The 18,332-nt window shown below is 55.6% G+C and carries 11 protein-coding genes; 4 read left to right on the forward strand and 7 right to left on the reverse strand.

Annotation, left to right across the window (positions count from 1 at the left end; translation table 11 throughout):
* Positions 1-125: 125 nt before the first annotated feature.
* Together ftsH2 and JUK32_RS16530 are read right to left on the reverse strand one after the other, a co-directional pair.
* On the reverse strand, positions 126-2,012 hold the full coding sequence (ftsH2, locus tag JUK32_RS16525) for an ATP-dependent zinc metalloprotease FtsH2 (RefSeq protein ID WP_204139966.1): 1,887 nt from the start codon (positions 2,010-2,012) through the stop codon (positions 126-128).
* A gap of 310 nt (positions 2,013-2,322) precedes the next feature.
* A complete protein-coding gene (locus JUK32_RS16530) occupies positions 2,323-3,414 on the reverse strand; it encodes a hypothetical protein (protein WP_204139967.1) in 1,092 nt (363 codons plus the stop codon).
* Between the two features lie 288 nt (positions 3,415-3,702).
* On the opposite strand from JUK32_RS16530, the gene JUK32_RS16535 reads away from it, so the two are divergent.
* Together JUK32_RS16535 and JUK32_RS16540 are read left to right on the forward strand one after the other, a co-directional pair.
* Positions 3,703-4,998 (forward strand): DNA methyltransferase, encoded by a 1,296-nt coding sequence (locus JUK32_RS16535; RefSeq protein WP_204139968.1) that lies wholly within the window; start codon positions 3,703-3,705, stop codon positions 4,996-4,998.
* A gap of 162 nt (positions 4,999-5,160) precedes the next feature.
* Positions 5,161-6,378 carry a 4-hydroxy-3-methylbut-2-enyl diphosphate reductase gene (locus JUK32_RS16540; protein ID WP_204139969.1) on the forward strand — a complete coding sequence of 406 codons (1,218 nt, stop codon included), beginning with the start codon at positions 5,161-5,163 and terminating at the stop codon, positions 6,376-6,378.
* 122 nt (positions 6,379-6,500) lie between these two features.
* Here JUK32_RS16540 and JUK32_RS16545 read toward each other — a convergent pair whose 3' ends face one another.
* Both JUK32_RS16545 and recN read right to left on the reverse strand, forming a co-directional pair.
* Positions 6,501-8,108, reverse strand: coding sequence for a sodium:proton antiporter (locus tag JUK32_RS16545; RefSeq protein ID WP_204139970.1), 1,608 nt, complete (start codon positions 8,106-8,108; stop codon positions 6,501-6,503).
* A gap of 104 nt (positions 8,109-8,212) precedes the next feature.
* On the reverse strand, positions 8,213-9,976 hold the full coding sequence (gene recN, locus JUK32_RS16550; RefSeq protein WP_204139971.1) for a DNA repair protein RecN: 1,764 nt from the start codon (positions 9,974-9,976) through the stop codon (positions 8,213-8,215).
* A 364-nt stretch (positions 9,977-10,340) separates the two neighbouring features.
* On the opposite strand from recN, the gene JUK32_RS16555 reads away from it, so the two are divergent.
* Entirely contained in the window at positions 10,341-12,374 is a 2,034-nt protein-coding gene (locus JUK32_RS16555; RefSeq protein WP_204139972.1) for an AarF/ABC1/UbiB kinase family protein, read from the forward strand.
* 419 nt (positions 12,375-12,793) lie between these two features.
* Here JUK32_RS16555 and JUK32_RS16560 read toward each other — a convergent pair whose 3' ends face one another.
* Complete coding sequence (locus tag JUK32_RS16560; protein WP_204139973.1) at positions 12,794-15,157, reverse strand: serine/threonine-protein kinase; 2,364 nt, start codon at positions 15,155-15,157, stop codon at positions 12,794-12,796.
* A gap of 293 nt (positions 15,158-15,450) precedes the next feature.
* Here JUK32_RS16560 and JUK32_RS16565 point away from each other — a divergent pair, with 293 nt between their 5' ends.
* Positions 15,451-16,770, forward strand: a complete 1,320-nt coding sequence (locus JUK32_RS16565; RefSeq protein ID WP_239112749.1) for an amidohydrolase family protein — start codon at positions 15,451-15,453, stop codon at positions 16,768-16,770.
* Positions 16,771-16,785: 15 nt separating this feature from the next.
* Here JUK32_RS16565 and rnc read toward each other — a convergent pair whose 3' ends face one another.
* Positions 16,786-17,457, reverse strand: a complete 672-nt coding sequence (rnc, locus tag JUK32_RS16570) for a ribonuclease III (RefSeq protein ID WP_204139974.1) — start codon at positions 17,455-17,457, stop codon at positions 16,786-16,788.
* A gap of 10 nt (positions 17,458-17,467) precedes the next feature.
* The gene (locus JUK32_RS16575; RefSeq protein ID WP_204139975.1) at positions 17,468-18,277 is read right to left on the reverse strand and encodes a Uma2 family endonuclease; all 810 of its coding nucleotides are present in this window, start codon (positions 18,275-18,277) and stop codon (positions 17,468-17,470) included.
* Positions 18,278-18,332: the final 55 nt, after the last annotated feature.

Below are 18,332 nucleotides of genomic sequence, written 5' to 3' on the forward strand. Positions count from 1 at the left end.
AATGCAGTGATGAACTGTTGTATTGAATCATGCTGCCCCGTGATCGAGATGACTAGATATGACAAAAGGCTCGCCTCCGAGGAGACGAGCCTTTCCGTGAGCATTAGAGGCCAAAGAGCGTATGGCTAGATTTGAGTAACTAGCTGCTCTTTCTCAGGCACGGTCGTGTACTCCGAGACGATACGACGGAACTCATCACCATCGATACTCTCTTTTTCAATCAAGAGGTCGACCAGGCGGTCAATGACAGCTCGATTTTCTTGAATGAGTTGTTTGGTTTCGTCGTAGCAAGCATCAACAATCTGACGTACCTGCACATCAATGCGAGACGCAATGTTTTCCGAATACTCGGAACGATTCATCCAATCGCGACCGAGGAAAACCTCGCCCTGAGAACTTTCTAGCGAAAGCGGTCCCAAGTCGGACATGCCGAACCGGGTGACCATTTGGCGGGCCATACCAGTTACCTGCTGCAAGTCGTTGCCTGCGCCGGTGGTTACTTCAGCATCGCCAAAGATGATGTCTTCAGCCGCGCGGCCCCCCAATGCGCCTTTGATACGAGCAAGGATTTGTGATCGAGAAATTAGCGTTTGGTCTTCGCTGGGCATAAACCAGGTCAAGCCTTGGGCTTGTCCCCGGGGAATCAGCGTCACTTTTTGGACAGGATCATGGGCTTTGACCAGGGTGCCGACGATCGCATGGCCGACTTCGTGATAAGCAATCAGGCGCTTACTCTTGCTGTCCACCAGCGGCGTTCCTTCCATCCCGGCAACGACCCGATCAACCGCGTCGTCAATCTCAGCCATGGTGATGGCTTCCTTACGCCGACGCGCGGTGAGAATCGCCGCTTCGTTCAGTAGGTTAGCCAGGTCAGCACCGGAGAAGCCGGGAGTCCGGCGAGCGATCGCATCTAGCGAAACGGTATCCGATAGCTTTTTATTGCGAGCGTGGACATCCAGAATCTCTAAGCGACCTTTGACATCCGGCGGATCGACCATGATTTGTCGGTCAAACCGACCCGGACGCAAGAGCGCGGAATCCAATACGTCGGCCCGGTTAGTGGCCGCAATGACGATGACGCCAGTGTTGCCTTCAAAACCATCCATTTCCGTGAGCAACTGGTTCAGGGTTTGCTCACGCTCATCGTTGCCGCCGCCGATGCCAGCGCCCCGCTGCCGACCCACAGCGTCGATCTCGTCGATGAAGATGATGCAGGGCGCGCTTTCCTTGGCCTTTTTGAACAGGTCCCGGACGCGAGAGGCACCAACCCCTACAAACATTTCGACAAACTCAGAACCGGAGATGGCGAAGAAGGGGACTCCCGCTTCACCCGCGATCGCTTTAGCCAACAGGGTTTTACCCGTTCCCGGAGGGCCGACGAGGAGGACGCCTTTGGGAATGCGAGCGCCGACTGCAGTAAACCGCTCCGGCTTCTTCAAGAAAGTCACCACTTCCTGCAGCTCTTCCTTCGCCTCTTCGATCCCAGCGACATCGTCGAACACGACGCCAGTCTTGGCTTCCATCATGAAGCGAGCCTTCGATTTGCCAAAGTTCATGGCTTGACCAGGGCCACCCGGCGCATTGTTGGAACGGCGGAACAAGAAGAACAGACCGCCAATCAGTAGGAAGGGGAACAACAAATTACCCAAGACGCCCCAAATCGCGCCGGTGCTGCGGGGAGGATGGGAATCTAGACTGACGTTGGCATCTTTAATGCGAGACACTAGCTCAGGGCTGTTCCCCGGCAGGTCTACACGCCAGCGCTGAACGCGATTATCGAGCTGAGTATCCATCGCTTCGACGATCGCGGTGCGACCGCCATCGTACAGATCAACGGCGATGACCCGGCCCGAATCCAAATAATCTAAAAAGCGGCCATAAGTCATCCGCGTGTTAGCGGCATTTTGACCAGAATCCATCATGTTGGTCGAAAATGTCCCCTGCCAGAAGAAAAATCCGATAACCAGGATGGGTAGCGCCCATAACAGGACGACTCTCCAAGAAAGTTTCATAACCAGGTGGCCTCTAATGCATCGTTCAACGACAAGATCCTGTTGTCTGAGAACGTCTGGGTTCTCTGCAACATGTTTTCTTAAATATGACTCAATTGGACTGTAACCATCAGTAACCACTGCCAAGCAGCTAATACTGCAGTCAAAAATATGAGTGTTAGTTAACTAAATTTAACGTAATTTCCCCAGAGTGATCAAATAGAGCGGTGTCAGGGTCGGATTGGCAGGTTTCCTAGCTCCGTCTCAGGCCGCTGTCAGTGGCTGTCTGTGACGGCTGAAGGATTTCCGGCCAGTGGCGCGATCGCGGGCATTAAGACACGACTGGGAGCGTTGCGCCAAGTACGAGATGCCGGAGCACTTTGGGATCGTAGAAATACTCGCCGTGGGATTCGCCGCTGAGCTGCTTGAGGAGTGAGACTCGAAAGGAGGCCTCGCGGGAGATGAGTTTGGGAGCCACGGTGCCGTTAGGAAGGGGGACTTGGGAGCAAAACCAGTCTTGATGCGAGTAAAAGTCATCCCACTGCTCGATCAGGGGATTGTCGAGACATTTCTTGATCTCTGAGGAAACCCAGGTGCTGACGGAGGTCGAGCTGGCGAGCGCACTGCCCCAGGTGACGAGGCAAATGGCGCGATCGCTGCGGGGTTGATAATCTGCCAAAAAGTCGGTCGCAATGAGGCAGCCTATGCTGTGGGCGACGATGGTGATGCGATCGTACGATGGCTCAGCCAGTACATTATCGACCGCTTGCTTGAGTCGGGTGCGTAAGACGGCGCGACGGGGTGGCCGCCCTCGGCTCGACTCGTTTTGCAGGTAACGAACAAAAAAATCAATCAGATCAATAATCAAACTGATGGAAGTCGGCAAGATGGCCAGCAGGGCACTGATGAGGAGCCAGAGCTGCCACCCCCACCCCTCGGTCGCCCAGGCGGTCATCCAGTTGAGTCCGCGTTGTAAGAATTCGATGGATTGCAGCGTATTTTGCTCCGCCAAGGAGGCCAACACCAGAATCACGATGCCGTAGTACCAAGCCGCTACCAGCACCAAGATCACGCAGGACTGGATGAAGAAAATCGGCGAGATGCGAATAATTTTCCAGCCGCTGACCAGCATGTAGATAAACAGATTGAGGCCCCTGGCCAGTTTTTGGCGGGCATTTTTGGCACTGAGATGATCGACCAAGTCGTCCCAATAGACTTCATAAATATCCAGGGTCTTTTTCTCATCCTCGACCTGGCACTGAAAGCGCTTACCCGCTTGTCCGGGAATTTTCACCGCTTGGGGATCGAGTGTGACCTCGACATCTTCGAGCAAGGTTAAGAGGCCAGGGGTTAAAAAATTGTCGAGATAGAAGTCTTGGCACTCGCTGCCGAACCCCGGCACTAAAATGATGGCCTCTTTCATGGTTATCAAGCGTTGGAGTAAATCAATGTGGTTTGATGTTGACGCAATCTGAAGAGGATATTGCTGGGCTGTTGTGCTTCTTTAAAACTTGCAAGGGCGGATGATGTGATTCGCCAGAGTGATTGTGCATCCCGGCGCTGGGGGTAAAGAAAAGTTGGATCTACGGTCGGGCCGCCGCTTCAGCAAGTCTGACTGGTTGGGGTGCGGGATTGGGAGTGAGCATATATAGTAAGGGGACTTTTTAGATCATCAGCACTAATGGCGTTGATGTCGCGTTGCTGACTGCCCATGACTGCCTCCCCCATTAGCTCAAATCCCGAAGACCTGAGCAATAACAAATTGCAGCCGAGCGATCGCGCGTTTCATGACTGGTATCGATTTGTGCTGTCGTATCCGCCGCATTTGGTGCGCCACTATATCCATCAGTTTGAGCTGGGAACTGATGCCACGGTTTTAGACCCGTTTTGCGGCACGGGCACCACCATTGTGGAAGCCAAAAAGCTGGGGTTGGCCTCGGTGGGGGTGGAAGCGGTGCCCATGTCGCAGCTTGCCTGTCGCACCAAGGTGCAATGGCAGGTGGATTTAGCCACTGTGGAGGTAGCACGACAGCAGGTGACGCAGACAGCGGCATCACGGCTGGAGGCGACGCCGTGGCTGGGGTTTACGCCGGAGCAGCAGGCGATTGTGGTGAAAAATTCCATCAGCGATCGCCCGCTCCATCAATGTTTGGTGCTGAAGCAGGCGATCGCCACCGTGACCGATCCAGCGATTAAGGATCTTTTTAATCTGGCATTGGCATACGTCGCCGTTCACGAAGCGAGTAATTTGAAGTTTGGGCCAGAAGTCGGTATTCGGCGGCGCAAGCGAGAAGACGTGGCGGTGCTGGACTGCTGGCAAGCAAAAGTCGCGAAAATGATGCAGGATTTAGCGGATTACCGTGATTTTGTGACGGTATCTGCCGAGTGCCATCGGGGCGATGCGCGATCGCTGCGATCGCTCCTCGAACCACAATCCATCGACGCCATTATCACCTCGCCCCCCTACCCCAACGAAAAGGACTACACCCGCACGACCCGATTGGAGTCCGTGCTGCTGGGCTTTTTGCAAAACAAGCAAGACTTGCGAGCCTTCAAACAGGCGCTGATTCGGTCGAACACGCGCAATGTCTACAAAGTTGACGACGACGATCGCGTGCTGACGGCGGAAAGTCCGGTCACTTATCTGGCCGATGCGATCGAAGCCCGCCGTCTGGAATTGCAAAAAACATCCGGGTTTGAGCGACTGTATCATCGCGTCACCAGCCTGTACTTCGGAGGTATGAAGCGGCATTTTCAAGCATTGCAGCCCGCCTTGAAGCCAGGGGCACAGTTGGCCTACGTGGTGGGGGATCAGGCGTCCTTTTTTCAAATCATGATTCGCACGGGGGAACTGCTGGAAGAAATTGCCGCCGAGGTGGGGTACCAAGTGCAAGGGCGCGATTTATTTCGGACGCGGGTGGCCACGGCCACAGGGGCGCAGCTCCGCGAAGAGGTGGTGCTGCTCACTTGGACAGGCCAGCCGCAGCAACGACAGTATTTTGTTTGAAGCAGCGACTGGTTTCAGAAACGCTTGGATGCAGTCAGTGCCGATCTCGTCCGCCACGCTGGGGGTTTGGTAAAGGATTGAGCTTTCCAATCCCACCGAGGCCAGGGAAGGCGTCACAAACCGTTATCCTAGTCAACAGAGCAGCCGACCTCTAGGAGTGGCATGGATACCAAAGCGTTTAAGCGATCGCTGAATCAATCAGACAAGTATTTCCGCAAGAGTTTGGGGCATGGCGAGCATGTCGCTGACCAGATGAAAACGGAATATCAGAGCAGCCTGATTCAGAGAATCCGTGACAACAACCATGTGCTGACTGAGGGCGAGGTCACCATTCATCTGGCGAAATCCTTCGGCTTTTGCTGGGGGGTGGAGCGGGCGGTGGCCATGGCCTACGAAACGCGGCAGCACTTTCCCACCGAGCGCATTTGGATTACGAACGAAATTATCCACAATCCAGGGGTGAATCAGCGGCTGCGAGACATGAACGTCCACTTTATTGAACTGGTAGACGGGCAAAAAGATTTCACCGTCGTGGGCGAAGGGGACGTGGTGATTTTGCCCGCCTTCGGCGCGAGCGTGCAGGAAATGCAGTTGCTGAACGATCGCGGCTGCACCATTGTCGATACCACTTGTCCTTGGGTCTCGAAGGTGTGGAATACGGTCGAGAAGCACAAGAAAAAAGACCATACCTCCATCATCCACGGCAAGTACAAGCATGAGGAAACCGTCGCCACCAGCTCTTTTGCGAAGACGTATCTGGTAGTGCTGAATCTGGACGAAGCCCAGTACGTGGCGGACTATATTTTGCACAGTGGCAATCGCGACGAATTTCTTGCCAAGTTCCAGAACGCCCACTCCGAGGGCTTTGATCCCGATATCGATCTGGAGCGCATTGGCGTGGCCAATCAAACCACCATGCTGAAGGGGGAAACGGAAGCGATCGGCAAGCTGTTTGAAAAAACGATGCTGCAAAAGTATGGGCCACTCGAACTCAACGATCATTTCCTGGCGTTTAACACTATCTGCGATGCCACTCAAGAGCGGCAAGATGCCATGTTTGAGCTGGTGGATGAAACCGTTGATCTGATGCTGGTGATTGGCGGTTACAACTCTTCCAACACGACTCACTTGCAGGAAATTGCGATCGAGCGCAATATTCCCTCCTACCACATTGATGGGCCAGAGCGGATTGGGCCGGATAACCGAATTGAGCACAAGCAGCTACACGGTGAGCTGATGGTGACGGAAAATTGGCTGCCGGCTGGACCGATCGCGGTTGGGGTCACTTCAGGCGCGTCTACTCCAGATCGGGCGGTGGAAGCCGCGATCGAACGCATCTTTCAGCTCAAAGGGGTGACAAATTTGGTGGCGGCGGGCTGATAGCTTTTAGGTAACCGTCGCCCTGTTGTGTCTTCACGTTGGCGCATCCCGACATGCTGGGAGGTGGTGATTGCTGATGCATCAGTCGACTCCCAGCGTTGCCAGTGGCGGTTCATCATGGCTTATGTGAGTGCTTCCGCTGCTGCTTCCTCGGTTTCGGAGTCTTCCAACAGGGATTCCAGCAGCGGCTCAATTTCTTCTTTGAGATAACCAGCGCGGATAAATTGGGCGTAGGTATCGGCTTCGATCGCCACCAAGCTTTCGTTCAAGCGATCGATCACAATTCTCGATAGTTCTGGATGGTCACGCTGCATGACGGTCATTTCTTCTTGAATTACTTCCAGCTGGCCTTCTACTAATGCCATTTGATAGTCGCAGTACTCGGCATCGACAGAGTTACTCTTTTTAACGTCCTTCAGTTCATCCATCACGCGGTTAAGAGCAACGCGCCGGGCAATTTTTTGAATGAATGCTTGCCGCAGGGGTTGATCACCCAGCAAGTTGAGAAACTGTAGCAGGGGCTTGGTAGTCAACCCTTGCACCAGCAGCGTAAAGAGCATGACCCCAAAAATAATGGCGATAATGTCTTCCCGCTCCGGCAGCGACTCTGGCACACTCAATGCCAGTGCCACCGATACCGACCCTCGGAGTCCGCCCCACCAGAGCACCACTTGATTGGATAATTCAATGTTGGACTTACCCCACCAGTTACTGATGGCACTAAGGCCAAAAATGCTGATCGCCCGGGCCAAAATCATCACCGCGATCGCAATCAAAATCGTATTGAGGTTGTCAATCAGGCCATCGAAAATCACCTGATCGCCGATCAGCAAAAATACGATTGAGTTCACGAAAAAGGCGACAAAATCCCAAAATTCCGACACCGATAACCGGGTGCGGGGACTCATGCCAATGCGGGAGCCAAAGTTTCCCAAAATCAGGCCGGTGGTGACGACGGCAATGACCCCAGAGCCGCCCAATTCTTCAGCCACCAGATAAGTGCCGTAGGCCGAAACTAAAGTCAAAGACTGTTCCACCAGGGGCAGGTCAAACCGCTGGGTCAGGTACGAAATGCCAAACCCAATCAGACCGCCAATGCTGAGGCCAATACCCACAAACACCAAAAAGCGGGAGATCGTCACGGGGATATCAAACTGCTCGATGCCCAGGGCAATTCCCAACAGCAAGTTGTACGCCACCACCGCGACGCCGTCGTTAAAGAGACTCTCCCCTTCCATCAGGGTGGTGAGCCGTTTGCCGACCCCCAGTTCCCGAAACAGCGCGACCACCGAAACGGGATCGGTGGCCGATAATCCGGCTCCGACTAATAACGCCGTGGCTAATGAAGCTCCGGCAAACTGCTGTAATCCCAGAAACAGACCGCCGACACAGATCACGACCCCGACGATCGCAAACAAGCCGATCGGCAACCAATCACGCTTGAGGTTCGACCACTTGATATTCCACGCCGCTTCAAACAAGAGGGGCGGCAAAAAGATGAAGAGAATCAACTCCGGGGACAGGTTGATTAGCCGCACGTCTAGCGTGGCCAAGCCTAAGCCGACCAACAGCAACAGCAGCGTGTAGGGAATGTTGCGCAACCAGCTCAGCGCTCGGGAGAGCGTCGCGACCCCCAGCGAGACCGACAATACCAGTAAAAATTGCCGCAACCCTTCCTCAATCAGAGGATCTTTCAACGCGGCTTCGACCATCAGGATAGGAAAGTGCATAGTGCCGGCGGGGTGATAAAACTGCCACTAAAGACCTTACCTTACTGCTAGTTGCCGTGAATGCGCCGATCAGTTTGCCCCGCAGCTGACGACTGCTCAAGGCGCTAACCTTGCCGCAATTTTTTTGCCTGTTTCAACAGGGAATCGGCGAAGGACAGAGCCTCTTGATGGGTTTGGCCACCAGCCAGTTGGGCCAACTCATCGCGTCGCATGGCGTCGTCTAGTGGGGTGACTCGGACGACGGTGCGGACTTGGTCGCTGGCCTCGTCGGTACCCTGGGCGCGTGATTTACGCTTTTTGCCACCGCTGGCCAAGGCGGGCTCAATCACTTCTTTGCCGACCCGGAAGTGGGCGTCGGCCATGGCGGCGACCATGGGTTGGTGGGTGACACAGAGTACCTGCTGCGATCGCCCTAATTGGTGCAGTTTTTCCGCGATCGCTTGGGCCACCCGCCCGGAGACTCCGACATCCACCTCGTCAAACACCAGAGTATTGACCACGTCGAGTTGCGAGAGGCAGGCTTTGAGCGCTAACAAAAAGCGACTCATTTCGCCCCCCGAAGCCGTTTCTGCCAACGGCTGCAACGGTTCCCCCGGATTCGGGCTGAACAGAAATTGCATCTTGTCAGCGCCCAATGCCGTTGGCTCGGCGGGGGCGATCGCAACTTTAAACTGCACGCGCTCCATCGCCAGCGGCTTCAACTCTTCCACCAGTTGCTGCTCCAAGGTTTTGGCAGCCTTTTGCCGGAGTTTGGTGAGCTGCTCACAGCTTTTAGACAAGGTAGTTTGGGCCTTTTCGTAAGCGGTTTCCAGCGCTTCGAGCGATTGCCCCTCCCCATTCAAGAGTTCCAAAGACGCCTGAATTTCCTGGACATAGTCAATCAGGTCGGGCAGGGTTTTGCCATATTTGCGCGTCAGTTGCTTGAGTTGACTGATCCGCGCCTGCACATCTTGCAAGCGCTGGGGATCGGTTTCCACATCTTCGCCGTAAGCGTTGATCTGCCGTCCCGCTTCTTCCACTTGCGCGAGGGCATCATTTACCAAATCTAAGATGGGCTCCACGGTGTTGTCGTATTGCAGCATATCTTCGAGGGTTTGGGTAGCCCGCCCGAGCAGATCAGCGCAAGCTGCACTCTCTTGGTCGCTTTCGTACAAAAACTGGTAAACCTGATAGCTTTGCTGCTGCAATTCCACTGCATGGCTGAGCCGCTGCTGCTCTTGTTCGAGTTGGGTGAGTTCTTCCGGGTCTTCCAGACCCACAGCACTGAGTTCCTGCCACTGATAGTCAAACAGGTCGAGCTGTTCTTGGCGCTGTTGTTCGGCCCGGCGGCGACGGTCAAGCTGGGTCTTGGCCTCAGTCATGGCGGCAAAATCTGCTGCTACCACCTGACGCTGTTGAGCGATCGCCTCGCCGCCCACGCCATCCACCCATTGGAGCTGCATTTGGGGATCGCCGACTTGCAGGGTTTGCCCTTGGGCGGTGATTTCCACCAGGTGCAACCGGAGCGCCTCGACTTGGGGCTTGTTGACGTTGACGCCGTTGAGTCGAGAGCGGCTGCGGACCGTGTTTTTGCCAGCGGTCAGTTCACGGACGCAGACCAAGCGATCGCCCTCCACGGGAACGTCGTTCTCGGTCAGCCAGGCGCGGGTGCGATCGGTAATCACAAACGTCGCTTCAATTACGCCCCGCTTTTCACCGGAGCGGATCATCCGCTGACTGACGCGCCCCCCCAGCACGGCATCCAGCGCATCGAGCATGATGGATTTGCCCGCCCCGGTTTCCCCTGTCAGCACGTTCAGCCCGGCTTGTAAATCCAGAGCCAAGTGGTCAATCAGGGCAAAATTCTCGATTTTGAGGGCGACCAGCATGGGCGATTTACACAGTTCTTAAAAGGGGGCAGGGAATCAAGACTCGCCAATATTATCCGACGGGATTTGGTAGAACCGCAACGCACTCGGTTTAATGGTCTGGGTGGGACTTCATGACCGCTGCGGTTTCCCTAACCCTCACAGTGTACGCAGTTGTGGATGGCGGGGGCATGTCATTGCGGATTACCGCCAACAGAGAGTGGAAGGTTGCCGCAGGTCGCGAAGATCGGGGCTCACACCGCCGTTGCCAACCGCATTGTGGTGCATCGGGGTCATCTTAATCTATCGCACACGGGTACAAACGAACCAAATCACCTCGGCGGTGGGTTTTTCCTACCCATCGTTCGGCCCGTAACTCACTACAATGATTAAGAAAGGTAAATTGACGCGAGGTAGGGCGGTGACTCAGTCCATCCAATCCCCCGATACATCAGCCATTACGAAAACTGAGAGCGAGATCGCTCATCCGGTTAGTGAGTCATCACCGCCTCAGCCCGTGCGATCGCGTCGTGACTTCGACCCTTTTGAAGAGCTGGACTATGACCCAGCCGGGATTAATGCCTACTACCAAAGCCGCTTCCCGAGCGTGGTGTCGCGAGTATTTGCCGTGCTGTGGCCGATGCTGTCATTCGCCCTAGGCGTGTGGCTGAATGGTCGTGGTGGGGGGACGTCTGAGGCCAACCAACGCCGCCAAGCTCAGCGGCTGCGCGAACTGCTGACTGATTTGGGGCCAGCGTACATCAAGATTGGGCAAGCCCTCTCCACTCGGCCAGATTTGGTGCCGCCCGTTTATTTGGATGAACTCACCCAACTGCAAGACCAGTTGCCCCCCTTTGCCAACGAAGTCGCGTTTCGATACATCGAAGAGGAATTGGGGGCAGCGCCAGATGAAATTTACGACGACCTCTCGCCTAATCCGGTGGCAGCCGCCTCGTTAGGGCAGGTTTATAAGGGCCGCTTGAAAACGGGGGAAACCGTAGCCGTTAAGGTGCAGCGGCCCGGATTGGCCCAACGCATCACCCTCGACCTCTATATTCTGCGGAAGCTGGCCCGGTGGGCGACCGATAATATTTCGCAGATTCGCAGCGACCTCGTCGCCATCATGGATGAGTTTGGGGCGCGAATTTTTGAGGAAATGGATTACACCCACGAGGGGGAAAACGCCATTCGCTTTGCCGATTTGTATGGGCATTTACCCGACATTTACGTCCCCAAAATTTATCCGGAATACACCGCCCGCCGGGTCTTGACCATGGAGTGGATCGACGGCACCAAGTTGACCAAGCTAAAGGAACTGGCCGAACAGGGGATCGACGCGACCCACTTGATTGATGTGGGGGTGCAATGTTCTCTCCGCCAACTTTTGGAGCATGGCTTCTTTCACGCCGACCCTCATCCGGGCAATCTGCTAGCTATGGCCGATGGCAAGTTGGCCTACCTCGACTTTGGCATGATGAGCGAGGTCAAGCCCTATCAGCGCTATGGCTTGATTGAAGCCGTAGTGCACATGGTGAATCGCGACTTTGAAGGGCTAGCAGGCGACTACATCAAGCTGGAGTTCTTGACGCCGGATACGGATCTCAGCCCGATTATTCCGGCCTTGGCAGAGGTGTTTAACAATGCTTTGGGAGCCAGTGTGGCCGAGCTCAACTTTAAGAGCATTACGGATGAGTTTTCGGCGCTGATGTATGAGTACCCGTTCCGGGTGCCGGCTTACTATGCCTTGATTATTCGATCGCTGGTCACCCTCGAAGGCATTGCTATCAACGTAGACCCCGAGTTCAAGGTATTGAGCAAAGCCTATCCCTATGTGGCGAAACGACTCTTGACCGATCCGTCGCCGGAGTTACGATCGTCCCTTTCTGACTTGCTATTTCAAGACGGCGACTTCCGCTGGAATCGGTTAGAAAACCTGCTGCGCAATGCCAGCGATAGCGAAGATTACGATATGGAAAAGGTGCTCGACCAAACCCTTGAGTTTCTGTTTTCTGAACGGGGAGACTTTATTCGCGATCGCATCGCCGATGAAGTCGCCAAAGAACTGGATTATTTTGGCAATAATTTGGTGCAGACCGTCCAGCAGAATATTCGTCAGCAACTTGGCTGGCAGCAGCCTCCAGCGAGTCAAGTCACCCTAGCGGCGCAGACCAATAGCGACGACAGCAATTTTGATCGCATTCTGCGCATTGTGGATATTCTGCGCCAAAACGATGGCTTTGATGCGACCGTACTGGTGCGGCAGTTGCCCCAAGTTTTGACCAAACGCGAAACCCGTGACATGGGGCAACGCATTGTGGGCAATCTCACCCAGCGGGCGGCGGCTCGCTTTCTTCGCGATGTGCTGTTGGCCAATACGTCTGCTAAATCCCCTGAGGTCGTGCCTGCCGCCTATCGCTAGACGGTTACTTGATCATTTCAGTGCGATTCATACCAAATCTTCTCGGTTACCCCCGATTGCCCAGGGCGAATGCCATTCGCCCCTACGGTTTGTTTTTGGGAGTCGGGATTGTGTTGCCCGGATTTGGTATCACTCGAATTTGCTGTCGATATATGACAGCCCTTGATGTCTGTTCAGCATCAAGGGCTGCTAGTTAAGGGACTGCTTTGGCAGGGCTATGGCGGTCAAGAATCTAGGGCGCGTCATCAATGAATTCCAGAGACCTGGTGGGATCAGCATTACCGCGCCCGCACTCCTGAAATAAACGAGGGCCTGTCGTCCTTTTGCCGCAAGGCTTTGATGACTAAATGATGACAGGCCCTAGAACATGAAATCTAGAACATGAATGGGAAAGCCGGAGCTGCTGCGCCGCCGGAAAATTACTTGACGCGACTGTCTTGTTCGGTATCGGCGGCCCAGTCAGTCGGCAAGTAACCCGTCGGCTCGTCCCAGCAGTCTTCGTCATCCTCGGTGCCTTGCGGACTCATTTCTAGAGGTATGGAGTTGCGGATGAGGGCGGTGTCGGGCAGGGTGACCGGAATCTCGCGCAGGGCGGCCAATACTGCTGTGGCCGATTCGTAGCGCTGGGAAAAGTCGTAGCACACCATCTTGCTAATCACTGCTGCCAGGGTGGGATGCAGCTCGGGAACGCAGTACTGCCAGATCACATTGCCGCGATCGTCGTATTGCAGCTTGTAGGGCGAAATGCCGATCAGCGCTTCGATCGCCGTAATCCCGATCGCGTACAAGTCACTGCTAAAGCGCGGCATCCCAGCGGACTGCTCACTGGGCATGTAGCCCTTCGTGCCGATGCCAATGGTAGAGGTGACGTGGGGTTCCGTTTCCGCCAGTTGTTGGGGCAGTTCTTTGACCGAGCCAAAATCAATCAGCACCAGCCGACCATCCCCCGCCCGTCGAATTAAGTTGGACGGTTTAATATCGCGGTGAATGACGCCTTGCTGATGCACAAATTCCACCACGGGCAAAATATCTAGCAAAAAGTTCATGACCCAGGCGGCTGATTTCGGGTGTCGCGAGCTGAGTTCATCTTTCAGCATGTTGCCCTCGATTAACTCTTCCACCAGGTAGAAAGACACGCCGGTTTGAAAGTGGGCCAGCAGGCGGGGAATTTGATTGTGGTGGCCTAGGCGTTCCAGGGTTTGGGCTTCGGCCACAAACAGCCGATGGGCTAACTGATGGGACTTGGGATCATCGCTGAGAATGCGGAGTCGTTTGACCACGCAGAGGGGATGGCCAGGCCGCTGGGTATCGGCGGCGGTGTAGGTTTCGCTGAAGCCCCCTGCACCGAGGACGGCTTGTACCTGATAGCGAGCGGCCAAGATGGTGCCGACGACTTCGGCTTGGCGGGCTTCTAATAAATCTTGGAAGTCTTCTTCCTGGCTGATGATTTCTTGCACGATGGGGGACGTGGCATATTGCGCCAGGGTTTGGCGGAACCGCTGCTTGCGCATCTGCTCACTCATGAGGCTGGCGACGCTGTAACAACCGCCCGTGGTGACCAACGCGAGGGTGACGCTCGCAATGGGCAAAAAGACGCCAAATCCAGCGAAGCTCACGAAGCTAATGAGCAGCCAGCCCGCTCCGGCGATCGCCGTCCACATCACGCGATAGAGGGTGCGATCGCGGCGCACCAGCAGGAGCAACAATCCCGTTCCCGCCACGAGGGTAAAAGCGGCTCGCCCCCATGGGTTCGGCACCAGGGTCTGAATGGCCGATCCCGCTTGTAGAGTGGCAATATCGTTCGCCAAAATTTCGACGCCGGGCATCTTCAGCGGATAACCAGCGCTCTGGGCAAAGGGCACATTATGAAAATCTTGATGCACCTCCGAGGTGGTGCCGATCAGCACAATTTTGTCCTGCAAGGCGGCCCCGGAGTCCAGGTAATTTTCCCAAGGATCGCGATCCAACACATACCAGAAGGGAATGTGCGTGAAGGTGTTGACCGGGCCGTGAAACTGGATGCCCTTGCCCCGATCGGCGGGCCAGGATACTTGGGCCGCCGCCAAGGTCGCTTCGGCAAAACTCTGCTGGGCGGCTAAGGGGGCAGCCGAGTCATCCCCGAAGGTTTCGACGAGCGGCGATCGCGCGAGCTCCTCAAAGTACGTATGTCCCTGGCGATGAATCCGGCCATCCGCTTCCAGGGGAAAGTTGATATTGCCCAGGTGAATGCCCGTCTGCTGAAACTTGGCGAGGGGCAGTGTGGGCTGGAACGTCATCCCCTGCCGCGTCTGATTTTCGCCATAAACCATGGCAAGGGTGACGCGATCGCCATACTGCTCTAGCACCTGAGTGAGGCGATCGTCATCCGCCGGCCCGTAGGCGCTGTCCGTCGCCAAAATGATGTCGAGCGATACCGCTTTGGCCCCCGCTGCCAATAGGCGCTCAATGACGATCGCATACGCCTCTCGCTGCCAGGGCCACTGTTGGATCGGCTCTAGGTCGGCATACTGCACCGGATCGCTCCGATAATGCTCGACCTGGGACAACGACTCATTATCAATCGCCAAAATCACAATATCGTCAGGGGCCGCCCGTGGCCCCCGCAGTTCAAAAAACAGCGTTTGGATTTCCCGCTCCCACTGGACCAGTAGCGGGCTATTGATTGCTGTGAATAGAGCCGCTAGCGACAAACAGCCGCCAGCCAATAAAGTTTGCCAACGAAGGTAAAAGGGCCGAGCGCTGGCCTGCGTTTTGGACTGAGTAACCGTTGCCGAATGAGTCATAAAGAATTGTTATCCGAGGGCGGCTGCGCTGAAAGGTAGATGCTGATCGACCCCCCTTGACGACATGTCTGCAAGCTGTGAGGGCTAGCGGTCAGGAGTAAATCACCGTTATGGGCGCGGCATTCGACGATTGACTGCTGTTGGCCCGGTATGTTGCAGAAACGCTGTTTCAAATTGTACGCGCTTCCCTTTCTCGGCATCAGCGATGGGCAATTTTGATCACCGACTAGCAACCCGGTACAGAGGGCTCAACGCCCTGCTGCGCGACGCAGGTATGCTGGGCAGGGTGATGGATGGCGATGCCCCAATGGGATTATCGTTCACCGATGTGGGCCAACCATCGCCGACCGGTGAAGGAAGATGGCGTAATGATGGATTGTGTAATTGAAAATGCCGCACTCGTCGGGCGGCCTGGGCGGTGGGCGATCGCTCTGCAAGATGGCCACATCGCCGATGTGCAACCAACGATGCGTGCCCCTGCCCAGACGATAATTAACGCGGCAGGCCACTTACTGATTCCGGGCTTAGTGGACGGCCACATCCATTTAGACAAGGCGTTTTTGCTGCAACAAGCGCCCGCCCAAGTTGGGGACTTTGCCGAGGCGTTAGCGACCACGTTGCAATTAAAGCAGCAGTACACCATTGAGGACATTCAAGAGCGATCGCGCACGGTGCTAGAGCGGGCGATCGCCTTTGGCATTACGGCGATGCGCAGTCACGTCGAGGTCGATCCAATTTTAGGGCTCAAGTCGATGGAGGCGCTGCTGCCCCTGAAACGGGAGTATGCAACGGGCATCACGCTGCAACTGGCCGTGTTCGCCCAAGAGGGTATTACGAATCAACCGGGGACTGAAAAGTTGCTGCGACAGGCCATGGCGATGGGGGGCGATGTGATTGGGTCAGCGCCCTATGTGGATCCTGATCCTCAGCGGAATATTGCGATCATCTTTGACATCGCCGAGGAATTTGACTGTGACGTTGACTTTCATCTCGATTTTTTAGACAACGACGACCCCTTGCAGTTGCCCCTGGTCGTGGCGGAAACGCAAAAGCGCCAGTGGCAGGGTCGCGTTTGCCTCGGGCATATGACCAAGCTGGCGGGGCTGTCGCCAGAGCAGTTGCAAGCGATCGCGGCTGATCTCCAATCTGCTGGAATTTCGATACTGGCCTTACCCGCCTCGGATCTCTACATGATGTCGCGCCAAGACACCTACAATGTCCGGCGTGGCGTGGCTCCCCTGCATCAGCTAGCGGATTGGGGGGTGACCGTCGGCACCGCGACCAACAATATTCAAAATCTGTTTACGCCGTTTGGCGATGGCGATGTGCTCAAAATTGCGACCCTGCTGGCGAACGTGTTGCAATTGGGCACCTCGGCGCAGCATGAGTTTTGCCTCGACCTGGTGACGCGCCAAGGGGCGAAAGCGATCGGGATTGACAACTATGGAGTGGAGCCAGGGTGTGCGGCGGATTTGGTACTGCTGGGAGTGAATTCGGCTTCGGCAGCGATCGCCACCGCCACCCCCCATCGCACCGTCTTTAAAGCAGGCAAACTCGTAGCTCAAACCCAGCTCCAGTCTCAGACTTTCTGGGAAGCGGTCGCCACCGGATAGGCTCCGTTGCATGAGTTACAGCAATCTGAGCTGCTGCAAGGCGTCTCGTGCTGCGGCCTTCTGGGCATCCTGTTTGCTGCGTCCCTGCCCGCGACCGTAGGGTTCACTGGCAATGCGCACGATCGCCGTGAACTCTTTGGCGTGATCTGGCCCGGACTCACTCACAATCTCATAGGTGGGGATGACGCCCGATCGCCCCAGCGACCATTCCTGGAGCGTGCTTTTTTCGTTGATATTGCGGGTGGGGTCGGTGAAGTCATCGACCACCGCCTCAAACAGCGGAAAGACAAACTCACGCACGGGGGCAATTTGCGATCGCTGATCCAAAAAGTACGCCCCGATCAAAGCCTCAAAGGCGCTGCTGAGTAGACGGGCATTGGTGCGACCATCGCTGCCTTCGACCCCTTTACCCAACCGGATGTGGGTTTGCAGCGAGAGTTGCTGGGCAAACTTACCGAGCTGCGTCGCATCTACCAGCGAGGCCCGTAGCGGCGTCAGCTCGCCTTCGGGCTTATCGGGATACCGGGCAAACAAAAATTCGCCACACAAAAACGTCAGGATCGCATCGCCCAGAAACTCCAACCGTTCGTTGTCCCCACCCGCATCGGGATGTTCCCGCGCATAGGACTTGTGGGTCATCGCCTGGATAAACAGCGCCGCATTGTGAAACGAGGGCAGACTCGCCATGGCCGGTTTCCTAGTCCACTTCATCCGGATCTACACCGAGCGATCGCAATCGTTCCGCCAACCGCTCGGCCCTTTGCTGAGCAGTTTCCGTATCCGTCCAAAACCAATTGCCCGAGCGATCGCACCAGCGTAACCAGTGACTCGGAATGCCTTCAAAAAGACCCTGCCAGATGCCTAAACCAATGCCTAAATCGGGCAGCCAAATACGGGGATTTTCAGGCTGCAACGCCTGTTCTTGAAAGCGCCCCGACTGGAGCTGAAAGTAGCGCAGCCGTTGAGTGTAGCGGCTGTAGACAATGTAATGCTTGACGCCCAAGTACTGTTCATACACTTCGACCTTGCTGGGTGGCGTATTGACGGGAGCTAATGGGGGCGGAAATTGATCCGCGCGGGGATCGACCACGCGATCGCCCGCTCCATAAAATCGGCCCAGGTCTTCCCGCTCCGTTTTGGGCGACAAAAACTCCACCACCACATGGGGCGGTTGCTGTTCTTGCCAGACCACATAACTCATCCGCAAGTCATCACCGTTGTATAAACGGGGGACATTGAGCGCCAAAAACCAATCGGGACGCTTATGCCAGAGGACGTGGTTGGGGTCGTAGTAAACGTTTAGGTCAGTGCCGGTAAACCAGTCATCCCGACTGTATGCGGCCAATCTTAAAGTGCGGCTCAGCAACTGCGGCTGCAAATCGTGGAATTCGTCCGGCAAGCCTGGCTCCTCAGGAAATTCGCTGGGCAAGTCATACATGGTCGGCAACGTCTCGCGGGGCGGGGCAGACGCTAACGCAGGGATGAAGGAGTCTTGTACAGAACCCATGGGCAGCTGGTCTTAGCAGTGACGTTTCTAGTGTAAGTGGCGAGCACTGGTGTCG

The organism is Halomicronema sp. CCY15110, assembly GCF_016888165.1.
Taxonomy (GTDB): Bacteria; Cyanobacteriota; Cyanobacteriia; order Phormidesmidales; family Phormidesmidaceae; genus Halomicronema.

What these genes read in the sequence shown, in the direction of transcription:
- ftsH2 (WP_204139966.1), bottom strand. Translation starts at nt 2,012, where the DNA reads ATGAAACTTTCTTGGAGAGTCGTCCTGTTATGGGCGCTACCCATCCTG.
- JUK32_RS16530 (WP_204139967.1), bottom strand. Translation starts at nt 3,414, where the DNA reads ATGAAAGAGGCCATCATTTTAGTGCCGGGGTTCGGCAGCGAGTGCCAA.
- JUK32_RS16535 (WP_204139968.1), top strand. Translation starts at nt 3,703, where the DNA reads ATGACTGCCTCCCCCATTAGCTCAAATCCCGAAGACCTGAGCAATAAC.
- JUK32_RS16540 (WP_204139969.1), top strand. Translation starts at nt 5,161, where the DNA reads ATGGATACCAAAGCGTTTAAGCGATCGCTGAATCAATCAGACAAGTAT.
- JUK32_RS16545 (WP_204139970.1), bottom strand. Translation starts at nt 8,108, where the DNA reads ATGCACTTTCCTATCCTGATGGTCGAAGCCGCGTTGAAAGATCCTCTG.
- recN (WP_204139971.1), bottom strand. Translation starts at nt 9,976, where the DNA reads ATGCTGGTCGCCCTCAAAATCGAGAATTTTGCCCTGATTGACCACTTG.
- JUK32_RS16555 (WP_204139972.1), top strand. Translation starts at nt 10,341, where the DNA reads ATGATTAAGAAAGGTAAATTGACGCGAGGTAGGGCGGTGACTCAGTCC.
- JUK32_RS16560 (WP_204139973.1), bottom strand. Translation starts at nt 15,157, where the DNA reads ATGACTCATTCGGCAACGGTTACTCAGTCCAAAACGCAGGCCAGCGCT.
- JUK32_RS16565 (WP_239112749.1), top strand. Translation starts at nt 15,451, where the DNA reads ATGGCGATGCCCCAATGGGATTATCGTTCACCGATGTGGGCCAACCAT.
- rnc (WP_204139974.1), bottom strand. Translation starts at nt 17,457, where the DNA reads ATGGCGAGTCTGCCCTCGTTTCACAATGCGGCGCTGTTTATCCAGGCG.
- JUK32_RS16575 (WP_204139975.1), bottom strand. Translation starts at nt 18,277, where the DNA reads ATGGGTTCTGTACAAGACTCCTTCATCCCTGCGTTAGCGTCTGCCCCG.